15 protein-coding genes are annotated in these 16,074 nt (G+C 66.1%); 10 read left to right on the forward strand and 5 right to left on the reverse strand.

Annotation, left to right across the window (positions count from 1 at the left end):
* Nucleotides 1-145 precede the first annotated feature (145 nt).
* Nucleotides 146-553 carry a DciA family protein gene (locus CLM73_RS03785; RefSeq protein ID WP_082579009.1) on the reverse strand — a complete coding sequence of 136 codons (408 nt, stop codon included), beginning with the start codon at nucleotides 551-553 and terminating at the stop codon, nucleotides 146-148.
* A 129-nt stretch (nucleotides 554-682) separates the two neighbouring features.
* Here CLM73_RS03785 and CLM73_RS03790 point away from each other — a divergent pair, with 129 nt between their 5' ends.
* From CLM73_RS03790 to CLM73_RS03830, 9 genes are all read left to right on the forward strand, one after another.
* Nucleotides 683-1,657 (forward strand): M23 family metallopeptidase, encoded by a 975-nt coding sequence (locus CLM73_RS03790; RefSeq protein ID WP_105241372.1) that lies wholly within the window; start codon nucleotides 683-685, stop codon nucleotides 1,655-1,657.
* A 191-nt stretch (nucleotides 1,658-1,848) separates the two neighbouring features.
* Entirely contained in the window at nucleotides 1,849-4,584 is a 2,736-nt protein-coding gene (gene secA / locus CLM73_RS03795; protein ID WP_105237364.1) for a preprotein translocase subunit SecA, read from the forward strand.
* 18 nt (nucleotides 4,585-4,602) lie between these two features.
* On the forward strand, nucleotides 4,603-5,322 hold the full coding sequence (locus CLM73_RS03800; protein ID WP_105237365.1) for a VOC family protein: 720 nt from the start codon (nucleotides 4,603-4,605) through the stop codon (nucleotides 5,320-5,322).
* Between the two features lie 198 nt (nucleotides 5,323-5,520).
* A complete protein-coding gene (locus CLM73_RS03805; RefSeq protein ID WP_105237366.1) occupies nucleotides 5,521-6,294 on the forward strand; it encodes a GntR family transcriptional regulator in 774 nt (257 codons plus the stop codon).
* On the forward strand, nucleotides 6,294-7,280 hold the full coding sequence (locus CLM73_RS03810; RefSeq protein WP_105237367.1) for a tripartite tricarboxylate transporter substrate binding protein: 987 nt from the start codon (nucleotides 6,294-6,296) through the stop codon (nucleotides 7,278-7,280). Before CLM73_RS03805 ends, CLM73_RS03810 begins: the two co-directional genes overlap by 1 nt.
* Nucleotides 7,281-7,348: 68 nt before the next feature.
* Nucleotides 7,349-9,043 carry a thiamine pyrophosphate-binding protein gene (locus tag CLM73_RS03815; RefSeq protein ID WP_105237368.1) on the forward strand — a complete coding sequence of 565 codons (1,695 nt, stop codon included), beginning with the start codon at nucleotides 7,349-7,351 and terminating at the stop codon, nucleotides 9,041-9,043.
* Nucleotides 9,044-9,220: 177 nt separating this feature from the next.
* Nucleotides 9,221-10,000, forward strand: a complete 780-nt coding sequence (locus CLM73_RS03820; RefSeq protein ID WP_105237369.1) for an SDR family oxidoreductase — start codon at nucleotides 9,221-9,223, stop codon at nucleotides 9,998-10,000.
* A 17-nt stretch (nucleotides 10,001-10,017) separates the two neighbouring features.
* Nucleotides 10,018-10,476: an Lrp/AsnC family transcriptional regulator gene (locus tag CLM73_RS03825; RefSeq protein WP_105237370.1), complete on the forward strand. Its 459-nt coding sequence runs from the start codon at nucleotides 10,018-10,020 to the stop codon at nucleotides 10,474-10,476.
* A gap of 161 nt (nucleotides 10,477-10,637) precedes the next feature.
* Nucleotides 10,638-11,249 carry a gamma-glutamylcyclotransferase gene (locus CLM73_RS03830; RefSeq protein ID WP_056569262.1) on the forward strand — a complete coding sequence of 204 codons (612 nt, stop codon included), beginning with the start codon at nucleotides 10,638-10,640 and terminating at the stop codon, nucleotides 11,247-11,249.
* Nucleotides 11,250-11,254: 5 nt separating this feature from the next.
* Here CLM73_RS03830 and pagP read toward each other — a convergent pair whose 3' ends face one another.
* The 4 genes from pagP to CLM73_RS03850 form a co-directional block, all read right to left on the reverse strand.
* The gene (gene pagP / locus CLM73_RS03835) at nucleotides 11,255-11,809 is read right to left on the reverse strand and encodes a lipid IV(A) palmitoyltransferase PagP (RefSeq protein WP_105237371.1); all 555 of its coding nucleotides are present in this window, start codon (nucleotides 11,807-11,809) and stop codon (nucleotides 11,255-11,257) included.
* 133 nt (nucleotides 11,810-11,942) lie between these two features.
* Nucleotides 11,943-13,415: a magnesium transporter gene (gene mgtE / locus CLM73_RS03840; protein WP_105237372.1), complete on the reverse strand. Its 1,473-nt coding sequence runs from the start codon at nucleotides 13,413-13,415 to the stop codon at nucleotides 11,943-11,945.
* A 10-nt stretch (nucleotides 13,416-13,425) separates the two neighbouring features.
* On the reverse strand, nucleotides 13,426-13,836 hold the full coding sequence (locus tag CLM73_RS03845; protein WP_056569253.1) for an acyl-CoA thioesterase: 411 nt from the start codon (nucleotides 13,834-13,836) through the stop codon (nucleotides 13,426-13,428).
* Nucleotides 13,837-13,945: 109 nt separating this feature from the next.
* A complete protein-coding gene (locus tag CLM73_RS03850; RefSeq protein WP_234015802.1) occupies nucleotides 13,946-15,055 on the reverse strand; it encodes a YeiH family protein in 1,110 nt (369 codons plus the stop codon).
* A gap of 112 nt (nucleotides 15,056-15,167) precedes the next feature.
* On the opposite strand from CLM73_RS03850, the gene CLM73_RS03855 reads away from it, so the two are divergent.
* Nucleotides 15,168-16,061, forward strand: coding sequence for a LysR family transcriptional regulator (locus CLM73_RS03855; protein ID WP_105237374.1), 894 nt, complete (start codon nucleotides 15,168-15,170; stop codon nucleotides 16,059-16,061).
* The last annotated feature ends 13 nt before the right edge of the window (nucleotides 16,062-16,074 follow it).

Consider the following 16,074-nt stretch of genomic DNA (forward strand, 5'->3'; position numbering starts at 1 on the left):
ATTGGGTTTCTACTTTGGGACGACGCTGGCCGTCATCCCCTCGCGCGATCGTCGCAATCCGGTAGCAAACCATCCGGCCATCGGTCTGAAAAGTTGGTTTCGCGACGTTTCCGGCCCCCCGAGTTGCCGGACAAAGCCCGGTTGGTCAGCTACTCTTGTGATGCCTCAAGAGCTTGGCAACGGCGTCGGCCAACGGACCCGGCCGCAGATTGTCGTGCAGCGTTTCGAACGCGCCCAATGCCTTGTCGTTCAGGGGCTGCGCCTCTTTGGGAGGGCGCGGCTGACGGGCGCCGGGCTTGGGTAACCCGGCTTGTACCTTGATGGCAATTTCGTTAAGGTTCCAGCCCTGGTCCGCCAGTGAGCGCGCGATGCGCGGCGCCAACTGACGCATCTTGGCTGCGTGCGCGGCGGTGGGCACCACCAGATGCAGACACAGGTTTTCCAGCTTGGCGACCTGGCACACAGCACCCAGCGGAGCGGGCAACACCGCCGCCACCGCGTACTGAATTTGTAGATGCTTGCGGGCAGTCGCCAATACACCGGCGCCCCGCATGTCATGACCCAGCCATCCCAGGGCGGTATTTTCTCCGCGCCGGCTGGTACTGGAACGTTGACGGTATGAAGCGGGTCTATTCATGCCGGCTTTAAAAGAATTAGGAAGCAAACCTTGAAGATCGTGATTATGCACGCCCGGGACGGGCGGGACGGGCATCTCACCCTGGGCGGCGCGCGACTGGCGTTGTTTCTGGGGGGCGCCTTGATTACCGCGGCCATTTTTGGCGCAGCGCTTCAACGATACATCACTCCCATCCTTCCCGCCGTCCATACGATGGGATGGCCGCTATCCGAGCAGCCGGGGCGCGACGCCGATTTTCTGCGTGAAAACATGAATCTGCTGGCCTCGAAGGTGGGCGCGCTGCAGGCCAAGCTGGTCAGCATCGACGGCCTGGGCCAGCGCGTGGCCAAGGTGGCGGGCGTGGCCTATACCGACCCCGAATTGGCCCAACAGCTTGCGTCGGCGCAGCCAGAGGCCCCGGCTCACCCCGAGGCCTCGCAGGTCATGGACGACCTCTTCACCGACCATCCGCCGCCCAGCGCGGCGTCCGCCGAGGCGCTGGGCCGGCAGCTCGACGAGATCCAGGCGCGGCTGTCGCAGCAGACCGACAACCTGAAGCTGCTGGATGCGGCGCTCACCAAGCGTTCGGCGGATCAGGCGCGCATGCCGACCGCCATGCCGATCACCGATTACCCCTATCTGTCGTCCTCGTATGGCTGGCGCCGCAACCCGGTGACGGGCCGCTCGGCCATGCACGAAGGGCTGGATTTCGCCGCGCCCTCGGGCACGCCGATCCTGGCCGCGTCCGGCGGCGTGGTGCTCGAGTCCAAATGGGCGCCCGGCTTTGGCAACATGGTCGAAATCGACCATGGCGACGGCCTGATCACCCGCTATGCCCATGCGTCCTCGTTGCTGGTCAAGCAGGGCGATCTGGTCGAGCGCGGCCAGCAGGTGGCGCGCGTGGGCAGCTCCGGCCGATCCACCGGGCCGCACCTGCACTTCGAGGTCCGTCTTGCCGGACAGCCGCTGGATCCGCGCCTCTTTCTGGGCCCCCAGCCTCAGCATGCGCCGCCCGCCGTCGCGCAGGCCGCCGCGCCGTGAACCCTTCGCGGGTTGGCCGGTCAAACCGGCCAACAGTGCTACCCTGGTCATAGGTCCAGGCTATTACGCTCCAGGTGCGTTAAACTGGTTCGTTTCCCAGCGGACCCCCGCTCAACCAATAACATCAAGTCACGGGTGACGCTGCCCCAGGCGCTTTCGGGTGTGGTGTGGCTCGTGCGGCCGACATACGCATGGTTTCTCTGCTCAAAAAACTCATAGGTAGCCGCAACGACCGGCTGCTTAAGCAGTATCGCAAGCTGGTAACCCAGATCAATGGGCTCGAACCCAAGATCTCCGCGCTCTCCGACGCGGAACTGGCGGCCAAGACCGACGAATTCCGTTCACGCCACGCCCAGGGAACGTCCCTGGACGATCTGCTGCCCGAAGCCTTCGCCGTTGTGCGCGAAGCCGGCAAGCGGGTATTCGGCATGCGGCACTTCGACGTGCAGATGCTGGGCGGCATCGCCCTGCACAACGGCAAGATCGCCGAAATGCGCACGGGTGAAGGCAAGACGCTCATGGCGACGCTGCCCGTCTACCTGAACGCCATCGCCGGCAAGGGCGTGCACGTGGTCACGGTGAACGACTACCTGGCCCGCCGCGATGCCGAATGGATGGGCCGCCTGTACCGGTTCCTGGGCATGTCCACGGGCGTGGTGGTGCCGCAGCAGCCGAACGAGGAAAAGAAGGCCGCGTACGCCGCCGACATCACGTACGGCACCAATAACGAATTCGGTTTCGACTACCTGCGCGACAACATGGAGTTCCGTGTTGAGGACCGCCGCCAGCGCGTGCTGTTCTACGCCATCGTCGACGAAGTGGACTCGATCCTGATCGACGAGGCCCGCACGCCGCTGATCATCTCCGGCCAGGCCGAAGATCACACCGAACTCTACGTCCGCATGAACGCGGTGCCGCCGCTGCTGACGCGCATGGCGCACGAGCCCAAGCCGCAAGAGCCGGAACCCGAAGGCGATTACTGGGTCGACGAAAAGAGCCAGCAGGTCTACCTGTCGGAAGCCGGCCACGAACACGCCGAAGGCATTCTTGCCCGCCTGGGCATCCTGCCCGAAGGCGAATCGCTGTACGACCCGCGCCACATCGCGCTGATGCACCACCTGATGGTGGCGCTGCGTGCCAACACCCTGTTCTTCCGCGACCAGCAGTACGTCGTGCAAGACGGTGAAGTGGTCATCGTGGACGAATTCACGGGCCGCCTGATGGTGGGCCGCCGCTGGTCCGATGGCCTGCACCAGGCCGTCGAAGCCAAGGAAGGCGTGAAGATCCAGCACGAGAACCAGACGCTGGCGTCGATCACGTTCCAGAACTACTTCCGCATGTACGAAAAGCTGTCCGGCATGACCGGCACAGCCGACACGGAAGCGTACGAATTCCAGGAAATCTACGGGCTCGAAACGGTCATCATCCCGACCAACAAGCCCATGGTCCGCAAGGATCAGAACGACCAGGTCTTCAAGACCGACGGCGAGAAGTACAACGCCATCCTCGAAGACATCCGCGATTGCCACGAGCGCGGCCAGCCCGTGCTGGTCGGCACCACCAGCATCGAGAACTCCGAGCTGCTGTCCGGCCTGCTGAAGAAGGCCAAGCTGCCGCACGAGGTCCTGAACGCCAAGCAGCACGCTCGCGAAGCCGAGATCGTGGCCGAGGCCGGCAAACCGGGTCACATCACGATCGCCACCAACATGGCCGGTCGCGGTACCGACATCGTGCTGGGCGGCAGCGTCGACAAGCAGGTCGACCTGATCCGCGCCGACGAATCGCTGTCCGAAGCCGAAAAGACGGCGCGCATCGATAAGATCCGCGCTGAATGGAAGCCGCTGAACGACCAGGTCAAGGCCGCGGGCGGCCTGCGCATCATCGGCACCGAGCGCCATGAATCGCGCCGTATCGACAACCAGCTTCGCGGCCGCGCCGGCCGCCAGGGCGATCCGGGCTCGTCCCGCTTCTACCTGTCGCTGGAAGATTCGCTGATGCGCATCTTTGCGGGCGACCGCGTGCGCGCCATCATGGAACGCCTGAAGCTGCCCGAGGGCGAGCCCATCGAAGCCGGCATGGTGACGCGTTCGATCGAGACCGCGCAGCGCAAGGTGGAAGGCCGCAACTTCGACATCCGCAAGCAATTGCTGGAATACGACGACGTCTCCAACGACCAGCGCAAGGTGCTGTACTCGCAGCGCAATGACGTGCTGGAAGCCTCCAGCGTCGGCGCCACCGTGCAGAACCTGCGCGACGCCGCGGTGACCGATCTGTTCAACACGTACGTGCCGCCGGAATCGGTGGAAGAACAGTGGGACATCCCCGCGCTGCAAAAGGCGCTGGAAGCCGACTGGCACCTGCATCTGCCGCTGACCGAGATGCTGGAAAAAGAACCCAACCTGAACGACGAAGAACTGCGCGAACGCGTGGTTGCCGCGGCGCGCGATGCGTACCAGGCCAAGGTCGATCAGGTGGGCGAAGAATCGTGGTCGCAGTTCGAGCGTTCGATCATGCTGCAGGCGATCGACACGCACTGGCGTGAGCACCTGTCGGCGCTGGATTACTTGCGTCAGGGCATCCATCTGCGCGGCTACGCGCAAAAGAATCCCAAGCAGGAATACAAGCGCGAAGCCTTCGAACTGTTCTCGGGCATGCTGGAACGCGTGCGCGACGACGTGGTGAAGGTGTTGATGACGGTGCGCGTGCAGTCGTCGGAACAGGTCGAGCAGGCCGAAGCCGAAGCGGCGCAGTCGCATGTGCAGAACGTGCAGTATCACCACTCCGACTACGACGAGGCGCTGGCTTCCGATGCGCAGGAAACGGGTGCGCAGCCCGCGCGCAACGCACTGCCCAAGGTCGGCCGCAACGATCCGTGCCCGTGCGGCAGCGGCAAGAAGTACAAGCAGTGCCACGGTAAGTTGGTCTGATAAAAGGGGTTAGCCTTCATGTTGCATTCCGTCGGCCGCACTGAATTCGACCACGCCGTCGTCATGGTGCGCGACCGGCTGGATGCGCTGGCGCCCCATTACGAACGGCAGGGTTTTCACCTGAGCGACAAGGCTGTGCACAACCTGGGGTCGTGCAATCGCCTGATCGTGCTGGAAGGCACGTACGTCGAACTGCTTGGTTGGCCGCCGGGCGCGCCGCCCGCGCGCAAGGAAATTGCCGATTCGCCGTTTGGGCTTGAAGCGCTGGTATTCCGGACCTATGACGCCGAGGCCACCTACAAGCGGCTGCAGGACGCCGGCTTTGCCGTCAATCCCGTGCAAGAACTGACCCGTCCGGCCATGCTGGACGGTCAGGAAGTCCAGGCCCGTTTCCACACCGTGCGCTTTGCCGAGCAGCCCTTGCCCGGCATCCGCATGTATTTCTGCCGGCACCTGACGCCCGAGTGCGTCTGGTCGCCCGACCTGATGGCGCATCCCAATGGCGCCCGCAGCCTGCAACGCATCGACGCGCGCGCGGCGGACGCCCGTGGCGTGGCCGAGCGTCTGGCGCTGGTGGCCGGGGTGACTGCCGAAGCCGCCAATGGCGGCTGGGACGTTCCTTTGGCGAACCTTCGTATTCACGTCCAGCAGGACGACACTGCGCAGACGCCTGTCCTGTCGACGCTGACCCTCGAGAATCGCGACGGCGCGCACTACACGCTGGACACCGGGCTGTAGGCCGACGCCGTCCCACCGTCCCCGCGACAAGCCCGCCTCTTCAGGCGGGCTTTTTCGTTCCTGGCGGTTGCTTCTGGATCTGTACTTCCGCCCGGGCGAAAAGCCATGCGCTTCGGGCAAACCCGGGTTGCCGCTCAAAGTGTATGCACTTTAGTATGCACTTCATCCCGACTGGAAATTTGCCACAGGCGATCCGGTATGCCGCTGTCCCAACCCGCAACTCGACCCGCGACCCAACCCACCCCCCGCGCGGCCCGCACTTCGGCCGGGCAGGCGGAGCTGTATGGCGCCGTCAAGGCCATGGCGGTGCGCTTTGAGTTCAAGCCGGGCGAACGCATCAACGAGGTCGAGCTGGCGCGCCGGCTCAATGTCAGCCGCACGCCGCTGCGCGAGGTGCTGAACCAGTTGATGGTCGAAGGATTTCTGACGCGCTCGGTCAACCGCGGCTTCATCGCCCGCCTGCTGGACGCCAAGCAGATCCACAGCCTTTACGAATACCGCGCGGTGCTGGAGGCCGGCATCGTGCGCGCGGCGTGCGAGCGCGCCACCGACGAGGAGCTTGCCAGCCTGCGTGCCTTTGTCGAGCGGTCGCGCGACGAGCCCGACGACAGCGATGCGGCCCGGCTGCTGGAACTGGACGAAGCCTTTCACCTGGCGTTGGCGCGCTACTCGCGCAACGACGAATTCGTGCGCGCGCTGGAAAGCGTCAACGCGCGCATTCATTTCGTGCGCTGGATCGACATGCAGCAGGGACGCCGCAGCCATACGCAAGGCGAGCATCTGCGCATTGTCGATGCTTTGCAGAAGCGCGACATCGAGGCCTTGCCCGGCCTCATCAGCGCGCATATCGGCCGGCGGCTGGACCAGATCACCGACGTCATCCGCACGGGTTTCTCAACGATTTACATGCGGGACCAGGCCGAACCCGCCACGGCAGTGCCGGCCAACACCACAACAGCAGGGGAAAACTGATGAATAGAACGATCAAGCGGGCGCTGGCGGCGGTATGCACGCTGGCTGCGGCCGGGGGCGCATCTGTCGCCGCGCCGGCGATGGCCGAGGAACGGCCGCTGATACTCGTCGTGCCGTATCCGCCGGGTGGCAGCACCGACATCCTGGCGCGCATCCTGCAGCCGCGCCTGTCGCAGCAGATGGGCGGCCGCGCGGTGGTCGTCGAAAACCGTCCGGGCGCCGCCAGCCAGATCGCCACGGCGTTCGTGGCACGGGCCGAGCCGGACGGCAACACGCTGCTGGTCAGCTTCGACAACCACGGCATCAATCCGGCCGTGAAGCCCAAGCTGCCGTACGACACGTTCAAGGACTTTGTCGCCATCGGGCAGACGGTGCGCTTTCCGCTGGTGATCGGCGCGAATCCGAGCGTACCTGGGGACAACCTGAAAGAGTTCCTGGCGGCGGCCGCCAAGCAGCCGCCCAACAAGTTCAACTACGCGTCTACGGGCGTGGGTTCGCTGAACCACCTGGCGCCGGAAGAGCTCAAGCGGCTGTCGAAGGTCGAGCTGTTGCACGTGCCTTACGGCGGCGGCGGACCGGCCATCCAGGCTGTGGTCGGCGGGCAGGCCAACATGACGTGGCTGAGCTTTGCGGCGCTGCGCGGCCAGATCCAGGCCGGCAAGATCAAACCGCTGGCCGTCGCCGGCGAAAAGCGCCTGCCCGAGCTGCCCAACGTGCCGACCGTGGCCGAATCGGGCTTCCCGGGCTTCGTCGCCTATTCGTGGAGCGGCATGTTCGCCCCGAAGGGCACGCCGGAAGCCACCGTCAAGAAGCTGACGGCCGATTTCCAGGCGGTGCTGGCCGATCCCGAGATCAAGAAGAAGATCACCGAGGCGGGCTTTGAGATCGTGGCTTCCGATGGTCCGGCGCTGGATGCGTACGTGAAGTCGGAATACGACCGCTGGAGCGCCTTCATCAAGAGCAGCAAGATCAATCTGGATAACTGAACGGCGTCGGGCCGATGGGGGCGGCAGGCCCCCGTCCCGGCCCGGCTCCCGAATTACGTGGAGATGACATGGAACACATGAACGGCGCCGAAGCGATGGTGCGGATGCTGCAACACAACGGCGTCAAACATATCTTTGGCCTGTGCGGCGACACCACCTTGCCGCTTTATGACGCGCTGTACCGCCTGGACCACGGCATGCAGCACATCCTGACGCGCGACGAGCGCAGCGCGGCCTACATGGCCGACGCCTATGCACGCGTGACCGGCAAGGTCGGCGTGTGCGAAGGCCCGAGCGGCGGCGGCGCGACCTATCTGCTGCCCGGCCTGGTCGAAGCCAACGAATCGTCGATTCCCGTGCTGGGGATCACGTCGGACGTGGCCGTCGGCTCGCGCGGCAAGTATCCGCTGACCGAACTGGACCAGGAGGCGCTCTACCGCCCGCTGACCAAGTGGAACCGCACGATCGACCGCGCGGACCAGATTCCCGGCATGGTGCGCGCGGCCTTCCGCGCCATGACGACCGGCAAGCCCGGCTCGGCGCACCTGTGCTTTCCCTATGACGTGATGAAGCAGGAAGTGGATGCGTCCGACGTGTGGGCGCAGCCGGAGCACAGCAGCTTCCCGTCCATGCGCTTCGCGCCGGATCCCGCCGACGTGGCGCGCGCCGCGCAACGCCTGGTGGCGGCGCGCTCGCCGGTGATCATCTGCGGCGGCGGTGTCGTCATCGCTGGCGCCTGCGGCGCGCTGCAGGAAGTCGCCGAGGCCCTGAAGGCAGCGGTGTGCGTGACGGTGAGCGGACAGGGCAGCCTGGCCGACACCCATCCGCTGAACGCGGGCGTGGTTGGGTCGAACGGCGGCGTGATGGCCACGCGCGATGTGGTGGCGGCCGCCGACGTGGTGCTCTTCGTGGGCTGCCGCGCGGGCTCGACCTCGACCGAGCACTGGCGCTTCCCGAATCGCAACGTGCCGATTCTGCACATCGACATCGACCCGATGGTGATCGGCGCCAACTACCTGACCGAAGTCGGTCTGGTGGGCGACGCCAAGCTGGCGCTCGAAGCGTTGTCCGCTGAAGTGCAGGCGCGCATCAAGCACCGGCCGTCCGACGCGGCCGACGGCGCCGTGCTGGCCGGCCGCGCCAAGGAAGCGCGCCGCGCGCAGCTTGAGCCGCTGGCCGCCAGCCTGGACGCGCCCATCCGCCCCGAGCGCGTGGTGCAGTCGCTGAATCGCCTGCTGCCCGACGACGCGGTGGTCTGCGCGGATCCCGGCACGCCGTGCCCGTATTTTTCGGCCTATTACGACGTTTCGCGTCCTGGCCGCCACTTCATCACCAACCGCGCCCACGGCGCGCTGGGCTTTTCGATGTCGGCGGCGCTGGGCGCCTGGGTTGGCCGTCCGCAATCGAAGTGCGTGTCGGTGATGGGCGACGGCAGCTTCGGCTTCACGGTGGGCGAGCTGGAAACCATCGTGCGCCACAAGGCGCCGCTGCTGATGGTGGTGTTCTCGAACTCGGTCTATGGCTGGATCAAGGCCAGCCAGAAGGCGGGCTACGACAAGCGCTACTACAGCGTGGACTTCAACCGTACCGACCATGCGCGCATCGCCGAAGCTTATGGCGTGAAGGCGTGGCGCGTCGAGGACCCGTCCAAGCTGGATGCCGCGATCAAGGCCGCCATGGAGCATGACGGCCCCGCGCTGATCGACGTGATCGCGCAGCCGCTGCAGGACACGGCCGCGCCCGTGAGCCAATGGATGGGCTGATGCGGTAACCGCAGCACGCTGCATTGCCGATGGGGCCCTTCGCGGGGCCCCATTTTTGTTGGCCGGACGGATCAGAAAAAAATTCCCTGGCGGCGGGCGCGCTCCTATACTGGACCGCTTCGGCGCGGCGGTCCGCGGAGGTCCGGCGCCATCAACGCGACAGCAGAGAGGGCAGGCATGGACCTGGGGATCAGCGGCAGGAAGGCATTGGTGTTTGGCGGCAGCCGCGGCATGGGGCGCGCCTGCGCCCTGCAGCTTGCGCGCGAGGGCGTGGCGGTGACCATCGCGGCGCGCAATCCGCAGACGCTGGAACAGGCCGCCGCCGAGATATCGCGCGAAACCGGCATCGGCGTCGGCTGGGTGTCGGCCGATCTGACGCTTCCGGAGGGGCGCGACGCGGCCATCGCCGCCTGTCCGCATCCCGACATCCTCATCAACAACGCCGACGGCCCGCTGCCGGGCGACTTTCGCGACTGGTCGCGCGACGAGTGGATCGCCGCGCTCGACGCCATGATGCTGGGGCCGATCGACATGATCCGCCGCGTGGTGGACGGCATGGTCGAGCGCCGGTTCGGCCGCATCGTCAATATCGTGTCGCGCAGCGTGAAGGCGCCGCATGCCGAACTGGGGCTGTCCAACGGCGCGCGCTCGGGCCTGATCGGCTTCGTGGGCGGCCTGGCGCGCCAGACGGTGCGCCACAACGTCACGATCAACAATCTGCTGCCCGGGGCCTTTGCCACCGATGCGCAGACCCGGCACATCCAGGGCATGGTGGAGCAGGGCGGCAAGACGTTCGAGCAGTTGTGGGACGAACGGGCGCGCAGCAATCCCGCCGGCCGGTATGGCCAGCCCGAGGAACTGGGCGCGCTGTGCGCGTATGTCTGCTCGGCGCATTCCGGTTACATGACGGGGCAGAGCCTGCTGATCGATGGGGGCGGCTACCCCGGGACCTATTGATGGCGTCAAGACATCCCATGGACCAGACGGACCTGAAGATACTCGCGCTGCTGCAAATGGACGCCACCTGCTCGGTCGCGGAAGTGGCCGAACAGGTGAACCTTTCCGTGACGCCGTGCTGGCGCCGGATCCAGAAGCTCAAGGACGACGGCGTCATCGCGCGCAACGCCATCCTGCTGGATCCCCGCGCGCTGGGCCTGAACCTGACGGTGTTCGTGTCCATCCGCACCAGCCAGCACAACGAGAAATGGACGCAAAGCCTGATCAATGCCGTGATGGCCTTGCCCAACGTGGTCGAGTTCCACCGCATGGCGGGCGACGTGGACTATCTGCTGAAGGTGGTGGTCGAGGACATGGCGGCCTATGACCGCTTCTACCGACGGCTGATCGGTGCGGTGGACCTGCTGGACGTCAGCGCCAGCTTCTCGATGGAAGTCATCAAAAGCACCACGGAATTGCCCCTGGGCGCGGTCTAGCCGCGGGGCGCGCAAATTTTTTCCTGAGTCCCCCGCCGCCGCGGATGCAAATTTCTTTCTGCGTGTTGCGCGGGCCCAATCTGGCAATGCTTTTGCGCGGGGCGCGGCGTAGGATATCGCTCACTCCAGTCTTGGAGTGAATTGGGATATCAGAGGACCCTATGTCGTTGGCAGTGCCCGCCGGCTGCGCCGGATTGCAAGAATCGCGGCAAGCAGCATCGGTGGATGACCTCCTGGCCGGCTGGAACGGCGCCGACGACCTGTGGGTGTTCGCCTATGGTTCCCTGATCTGGCATCCCGGGTTTGCCTGGCGCGAACGGCGCCTGGCCACCGTGCGGGGCTATCACCGCTCGCTGTGCCTGTGGTCGCATGACCACCGCGGGTCGCCGGACAATCCCGGCCTGGTGTTCGGACTGGATCGCGGCGGCTGTTGCCGGGGCGTTGCCTTCCAGATTGCAGCCAGTGACGTGCCGCAGGTCTTTGAAGCCTTATGGCGCCGGGAGATGGTCACGGGCGCCTACCGTCCGCGCTGGCTGACCTGCCACACCGACGCCGCACCGGTGCGCGGACTGGTGTTCCTGTTGAACCGCACCTGCCGCGAGTATGCGGCCGATCTCTGCGACGACCGCCTGCTGACGTCCGTGCGCAATGCGGTCGGGCATTCCGGACCTTGCCTGGACTACGTGGTGGAAACGGCGCGCGCGCTGCGTGCGCATGGCATCGACGACTGGCGGCTGGGCGACCTGGTGCGCAAGCTGGGCCACGCGTTCTGAAGCGCTTAGAACTGCCAGCGGCCAAACACGAACAGCACGTTGCCCGCGCCGCTTGAGCCCGGGATGTACGTGGCGTAAAGCATCGCGTCCTTGTAGCCCGCGCTGACCAGCGGCAGGATGCCGGGAAACGGCACGTAGCTCATGATGTCGTGGCGCGCGGTGAGGAACACGGTGTAGCCCGCGCCGAGCCGGAAGTTGTCGCTGACCTGGCCGATCTTCAGAAAGCCGTAGCCGGCGATGGGCTGCACCTTGGAATGCGAGTCCAGAAACGCCATGGCGTACAGGCCCTGCCAGTCGCCGTCCTCGTCGTAGATGCTGCGGCCGTAGCCGCCGCCCCAGGCAAGTTCGCGGAAGCTGTCGATCTTGTCGGCGCTGTATTTTGCGCGGTTGTGCCAGGCCCAGCCGCTGACATACAGGTCGTTGCCGCCTTCGGTCCAGATCTGGTCGATGCGGTTGCACGCTGACTGCGCCCACGAGGGCATGCCGTCGCAGGCGTGGGCGGAAACGGTGAAAACGGACAACAGCAGGCAAAACAGCGCGGCGCGGATTCTGGTGGTCATTGCGGCCCCAGGGAAAGATGACAGTTCCGTTACTGTAACGGAGCGGGTGTCATCTTCCCTGTCAGCGGGCTGTCATCTGCGGGGAGGCACGGGCTGACGCAGCCCGATTCGGTGCCGGGTTGTGGCGGGGGCGCTACAGCAGGAAGATCGTGGCCAGGCCCAGAAAGATGAAGAAGCCGAGCGAATCGGTGGCGAACGTGAGCAGCACCGACGAGCCCATCGCAGGGTCCTTGCCGAAGCGCGCGCGCACCATGGGCACCAGCACGCCGACCGAGGCGCCGACCAGCATGTTGCAGACCATGGCGGCCATCATGACCAGCGCGATGGATAGCGAACGCGAGATCACCCATGCGAACAGGGCGGCCACGAGGCTGCCGCACAACCCCACCAGCAAGGTCACGAACAGCTCGCGCTTGACGAGCTGCCACAGGTTGCGGCCGGTGATCCGGCCCATGGCCAGCGCCCGGATGATGAGCGTCATGGTCTGGTTGCCGGAGTTGCCGCCGATGCCGGCCACGATCGACATCAGGAACGCCAGGATGACGATCTGGCTGACCGTGCCCTCGAACTGCGACGCCACGAACGAGGCCGTGGCGGCGGTACAGAGGTTGAACAGCAGCCACGGCGCGCGGTTGCGCAGCGCGGTGCTGACGGGGGCAAAGATGTCTTCTTCCTGCAGACCGGCGCGCGACAGCGCCTGCTCTTGCGAGTCTTCGCGCATCACGTCCACGACGTCGGCGATGGTGACGCGGCCGATCAGCCGGCCCTGGTCGTCCATCACGGGGGCGGAAACCAGGTCGTAACGTTCGAAGGCGCCGGCGGCGTCCGCGTCGGAGTCCAGCGGGTTCAGCGTCAGGAAGTCGGAATTCATGACCGCCCGCACTTCGGTTTCGGGCTCGCTGACCAACAGGCGCGACAAGGGCAGGATGCCCTGCAGCTTGTCCTGGCGGTCCACGACGAAGATCTGGTCGGTGTGGTCGGGCAGTTCGTGCAGCCGGCGCAGGTAGCGCAGCACGACCTCGAGCGTGACGTCCTCGCGCACGCGCACCATCTCGAAGTCCATGATGGCGCCCACGCTGTCTTCCGGGTAGCCCATGGCTTCCAGCAGCTGCGCGCGCTCTTCTTCGGTCAGGCCCTTTTGCACTTCGGCCACCACGTCGGGCGGCAGGTCGGGCGCCAGGTCGGCGAGCTCGTCCGCGTCCATGCTTTCGGTCGCGGCGACGAGATCCTGGCGGTCCATCGCTTCGATCAGCGATTCGCGGACCCAGTCTTCGACTTCGAGCAGGACGTCCGCGTCGTGCTCGGGGCTGACGAGCTTCCAGATCGCCTGGCGCTCGTCCTTGGGCAGCGATTCAAGAATGAAGGCGATATCGGCCGGATGCAGGTTGTCGACAAGCGTCTTGAGCTCGGCCTCGTGCTGGCGATGCACCAGGTCTTCGACGAGGGGGGCCTTGACGTCGCCTTCTTCCTGGCGGTGAACCAGGCTTTCGACGAGCTGCTGGCGCCGCAGGCGCTCCTGGACTTCAGCCAGGGCGGTCTGGGCGTCTTCCGGGTCGAGGCGGCGGGGCGTCGCGGGCGGTTTCTGCGCGGCGGCGGACTGCGTCATGCGTTACGGCTCAAAGTGTGGGAAGAGGGCGGCTGCGCCGCGCTTCGTCGGTGGCGACATACGTCAGCGTGGCCTCGGTGACCTTGACGACTTCGGCGTCCAGCCGCTGGCGTTCCGCGTAGACCTCGACGGAGACCGTGATGGACGTGGTGCCGGTCTTGACGATGGCGGCGTAGAAGCTGAGCAGGTCGCCCACGAACACGGGCTCTTTGAACTGGAAGGCATTGACCGCCACGGTGGCCACGCGGCCGGCGGCGCGGCGGGCGGCGGGGATTGACCCGGCGATGTCAACCTGAGCCATGATCCAGCCGCCAAAAACGTCCCCGTGGATGTTCGCATCGGCCGGCATCGGCATGACGCGCAACACCGCGTCGCGATGGGCAGGCAGAGTCGTAAACGGGGTTTTGGTGCTGGAGGTCATGCGGCCGACTCCAATGCTAGAGAACCAGCCGATTATGCAGGAAAAACGAGACGGCGGCGTGCGCGTTGGCGCCCGCCGCCCCACCCGTCGTCCCAACCCCGCGCGGCGATCAGGTCGCCAGCTTGACGATCCCGTAGCCGCCAGCCAACAGCCAGACGTAAAGGATGAAGCCCAAGGCCATCACGCGCGGGCCGGCCTTGCGGATCTGGGCGAAGCGCGTTTCGATGCCCAGCGCGGTCATGGCCATGGTCAGGGCGAAGACGTCGAGCCGGCGGATGGCCGCGACGATATCGGCGGGAATGATGTCGAGCGAATTGATGATGGCCAGCACCAGGAACCCGACGGCGAACCAGGGGATCGGAAGCTTGGCGCTCTTGCCCTGGCCGTCCGCATGGGAGGCGGCGCTGCGCAGGTACATGCCAAGCACAAGCAGCACGGGCACCAGCAGCGCCACACGGGTCATCTTGACGATGGTGGCGACCTCGGTGGTGGCGGGGTCGATATTGCTGGCGGCGCCCACGACCTGCGCCACTTCGTGCACCGTGCCGCCGATGTAGATGCCGAGGGCCTGCGTATCGAAGTTCAGCCAGCCGGCGTGATAGAAGACCGGATACAGGAACATCGACAGCGTGCCGAACAGCACCACGGTGGCAACGGCCACGGCGCTCTTGTGGGGGGCGGCGCGCAGCGTGGGTTCGAACGCCAGCACCGCGGCGGCGCCGCAGATGGCGCTGCCCGCGGCGGTCAGCATGGCGGTGTCGCGGTCCAGCCCCAGCATCCGCTGGCCGACCACGGTGCCGATCAGCAGCGTGCCCACCACCACGGCCACCGACACGGCCAGTCCCGGCATGCCGACGGCGGCAATCTGCTGGATGCTGATGTTCAGGCCGTAGAAGGCGACCGCGATGCGCAGCAGGCGGCGCGCGGTGAAGTTGACGCCGACGCCCCAATCCGCGGGCATGGTGCCGCGCAGGAAGTTGCCGTACAGCATGCCGCAGACGATGCCCACGACCAGCGGCGAAAAGCCGAGCTGGCGGATGAAGGGCAGATCGGCCAGCTGCATCACCGCGCCGGCCATCAAGCCCACGAACAGCACGCCGTTGAGCTTGTCGCGCCACGGAGTGGCCGAGGCGGCCGGGGCTGCGGCGGCGGGCGCTGCGGCAGCGGGGGCGGCTGGGCTGGCGGGGAGAGGGACGGCGGTCGTGGAGGAGGTATTCATTACTGGCCCTTTGGGCATAACTACATAACTAGACGAAATATTAGATCCGGCCGTATTATTTGAAAAATCTTCAATCTAAATATTGAATATCAGAAAATCTGATATCAGTCCTATGACGCCGGATCAATTGCTCACGTTTGCCGCGGTCGCCGATACCGGCAACATCAGCCGTACCGCCCAGTCGCTGCACCTGTCGCAGCCGGCGGTGTCGGGCCAGCTACGCGCCTTGCAGGAATGGTTTGGCGAGCCGCTGTACCGCCGCAGCGGCCACGGCATTGCGCTGACCGAGGCCGGTGAGCGCCTGGCCGAGCAGGCGCGGCAGCTGCGCCAGGTGTACCGGCAGGCGCAGGCCGTTCGCGAATCCTGGCGCGGCCTGGAAACCGGTGCGCTGCGGCTGGGCGCCAGCACCACGCCCGCCAGCTATCTGCTGCCCCGCCTGGTGGCGGATTTCCGACACGCGTTTCCGGCCGTCAGCCTGCATCTGTCGGACGGCAACACACGCGAAATCGTGGATCGCCTGCCGGCGCTCGATCTGGCGTTCATCGAAGGCGACGTGCCCGCCGGACTGCCCGCCGATACGGCGGTGCACGCGTGGCGGCAGGACGAAGTGGTGGCGATCGTGCGGGCGGATCACGCCCTGGCGGACAAGGGCGCCGTGACGCTACGGGATCTGGTGGAGTCGCCGCTGGTGATGCGCGAACCCGGTTCCGGCGTGCGCCGGCTGGTCGAAAGGGCGTTCAGCGATGGCGGTCTGGCGCCGTCGGTGGGCCTGGAACTGGCGGGGGTGGAAGGGGTGAAGCAGGCGGTGCGGGCGGGGTTGGGCGTGGGCTTCGTGTCCGTGATGTCGATGCGTCACGAAGATGGGGCGCTGGCGGCCCTGCGCCTGCTGCCCCGGCCGCTTACGCGAACGCTGAGCATCCTGGTGCCGCACGCCGACGCTGCTGCCCGCGCCGCCGAACGCTTTCTGGCGATGTGCCTGGCGGTCGGCGGGCAGGAAGTTGGGTAACTACGCGGCCAAG

Origin of the sequence: Achromobacter spanius, assembly GCF_002966795.1 — a bacterium.
GTDB classification, from domain to species: domain Bacteria; phylum Pseudomonadota; class Gammaproteobacteria; order Burkholderiales; family Burkholderiaceae_B; genus Achromobacter; species Achromobacter spanius_D.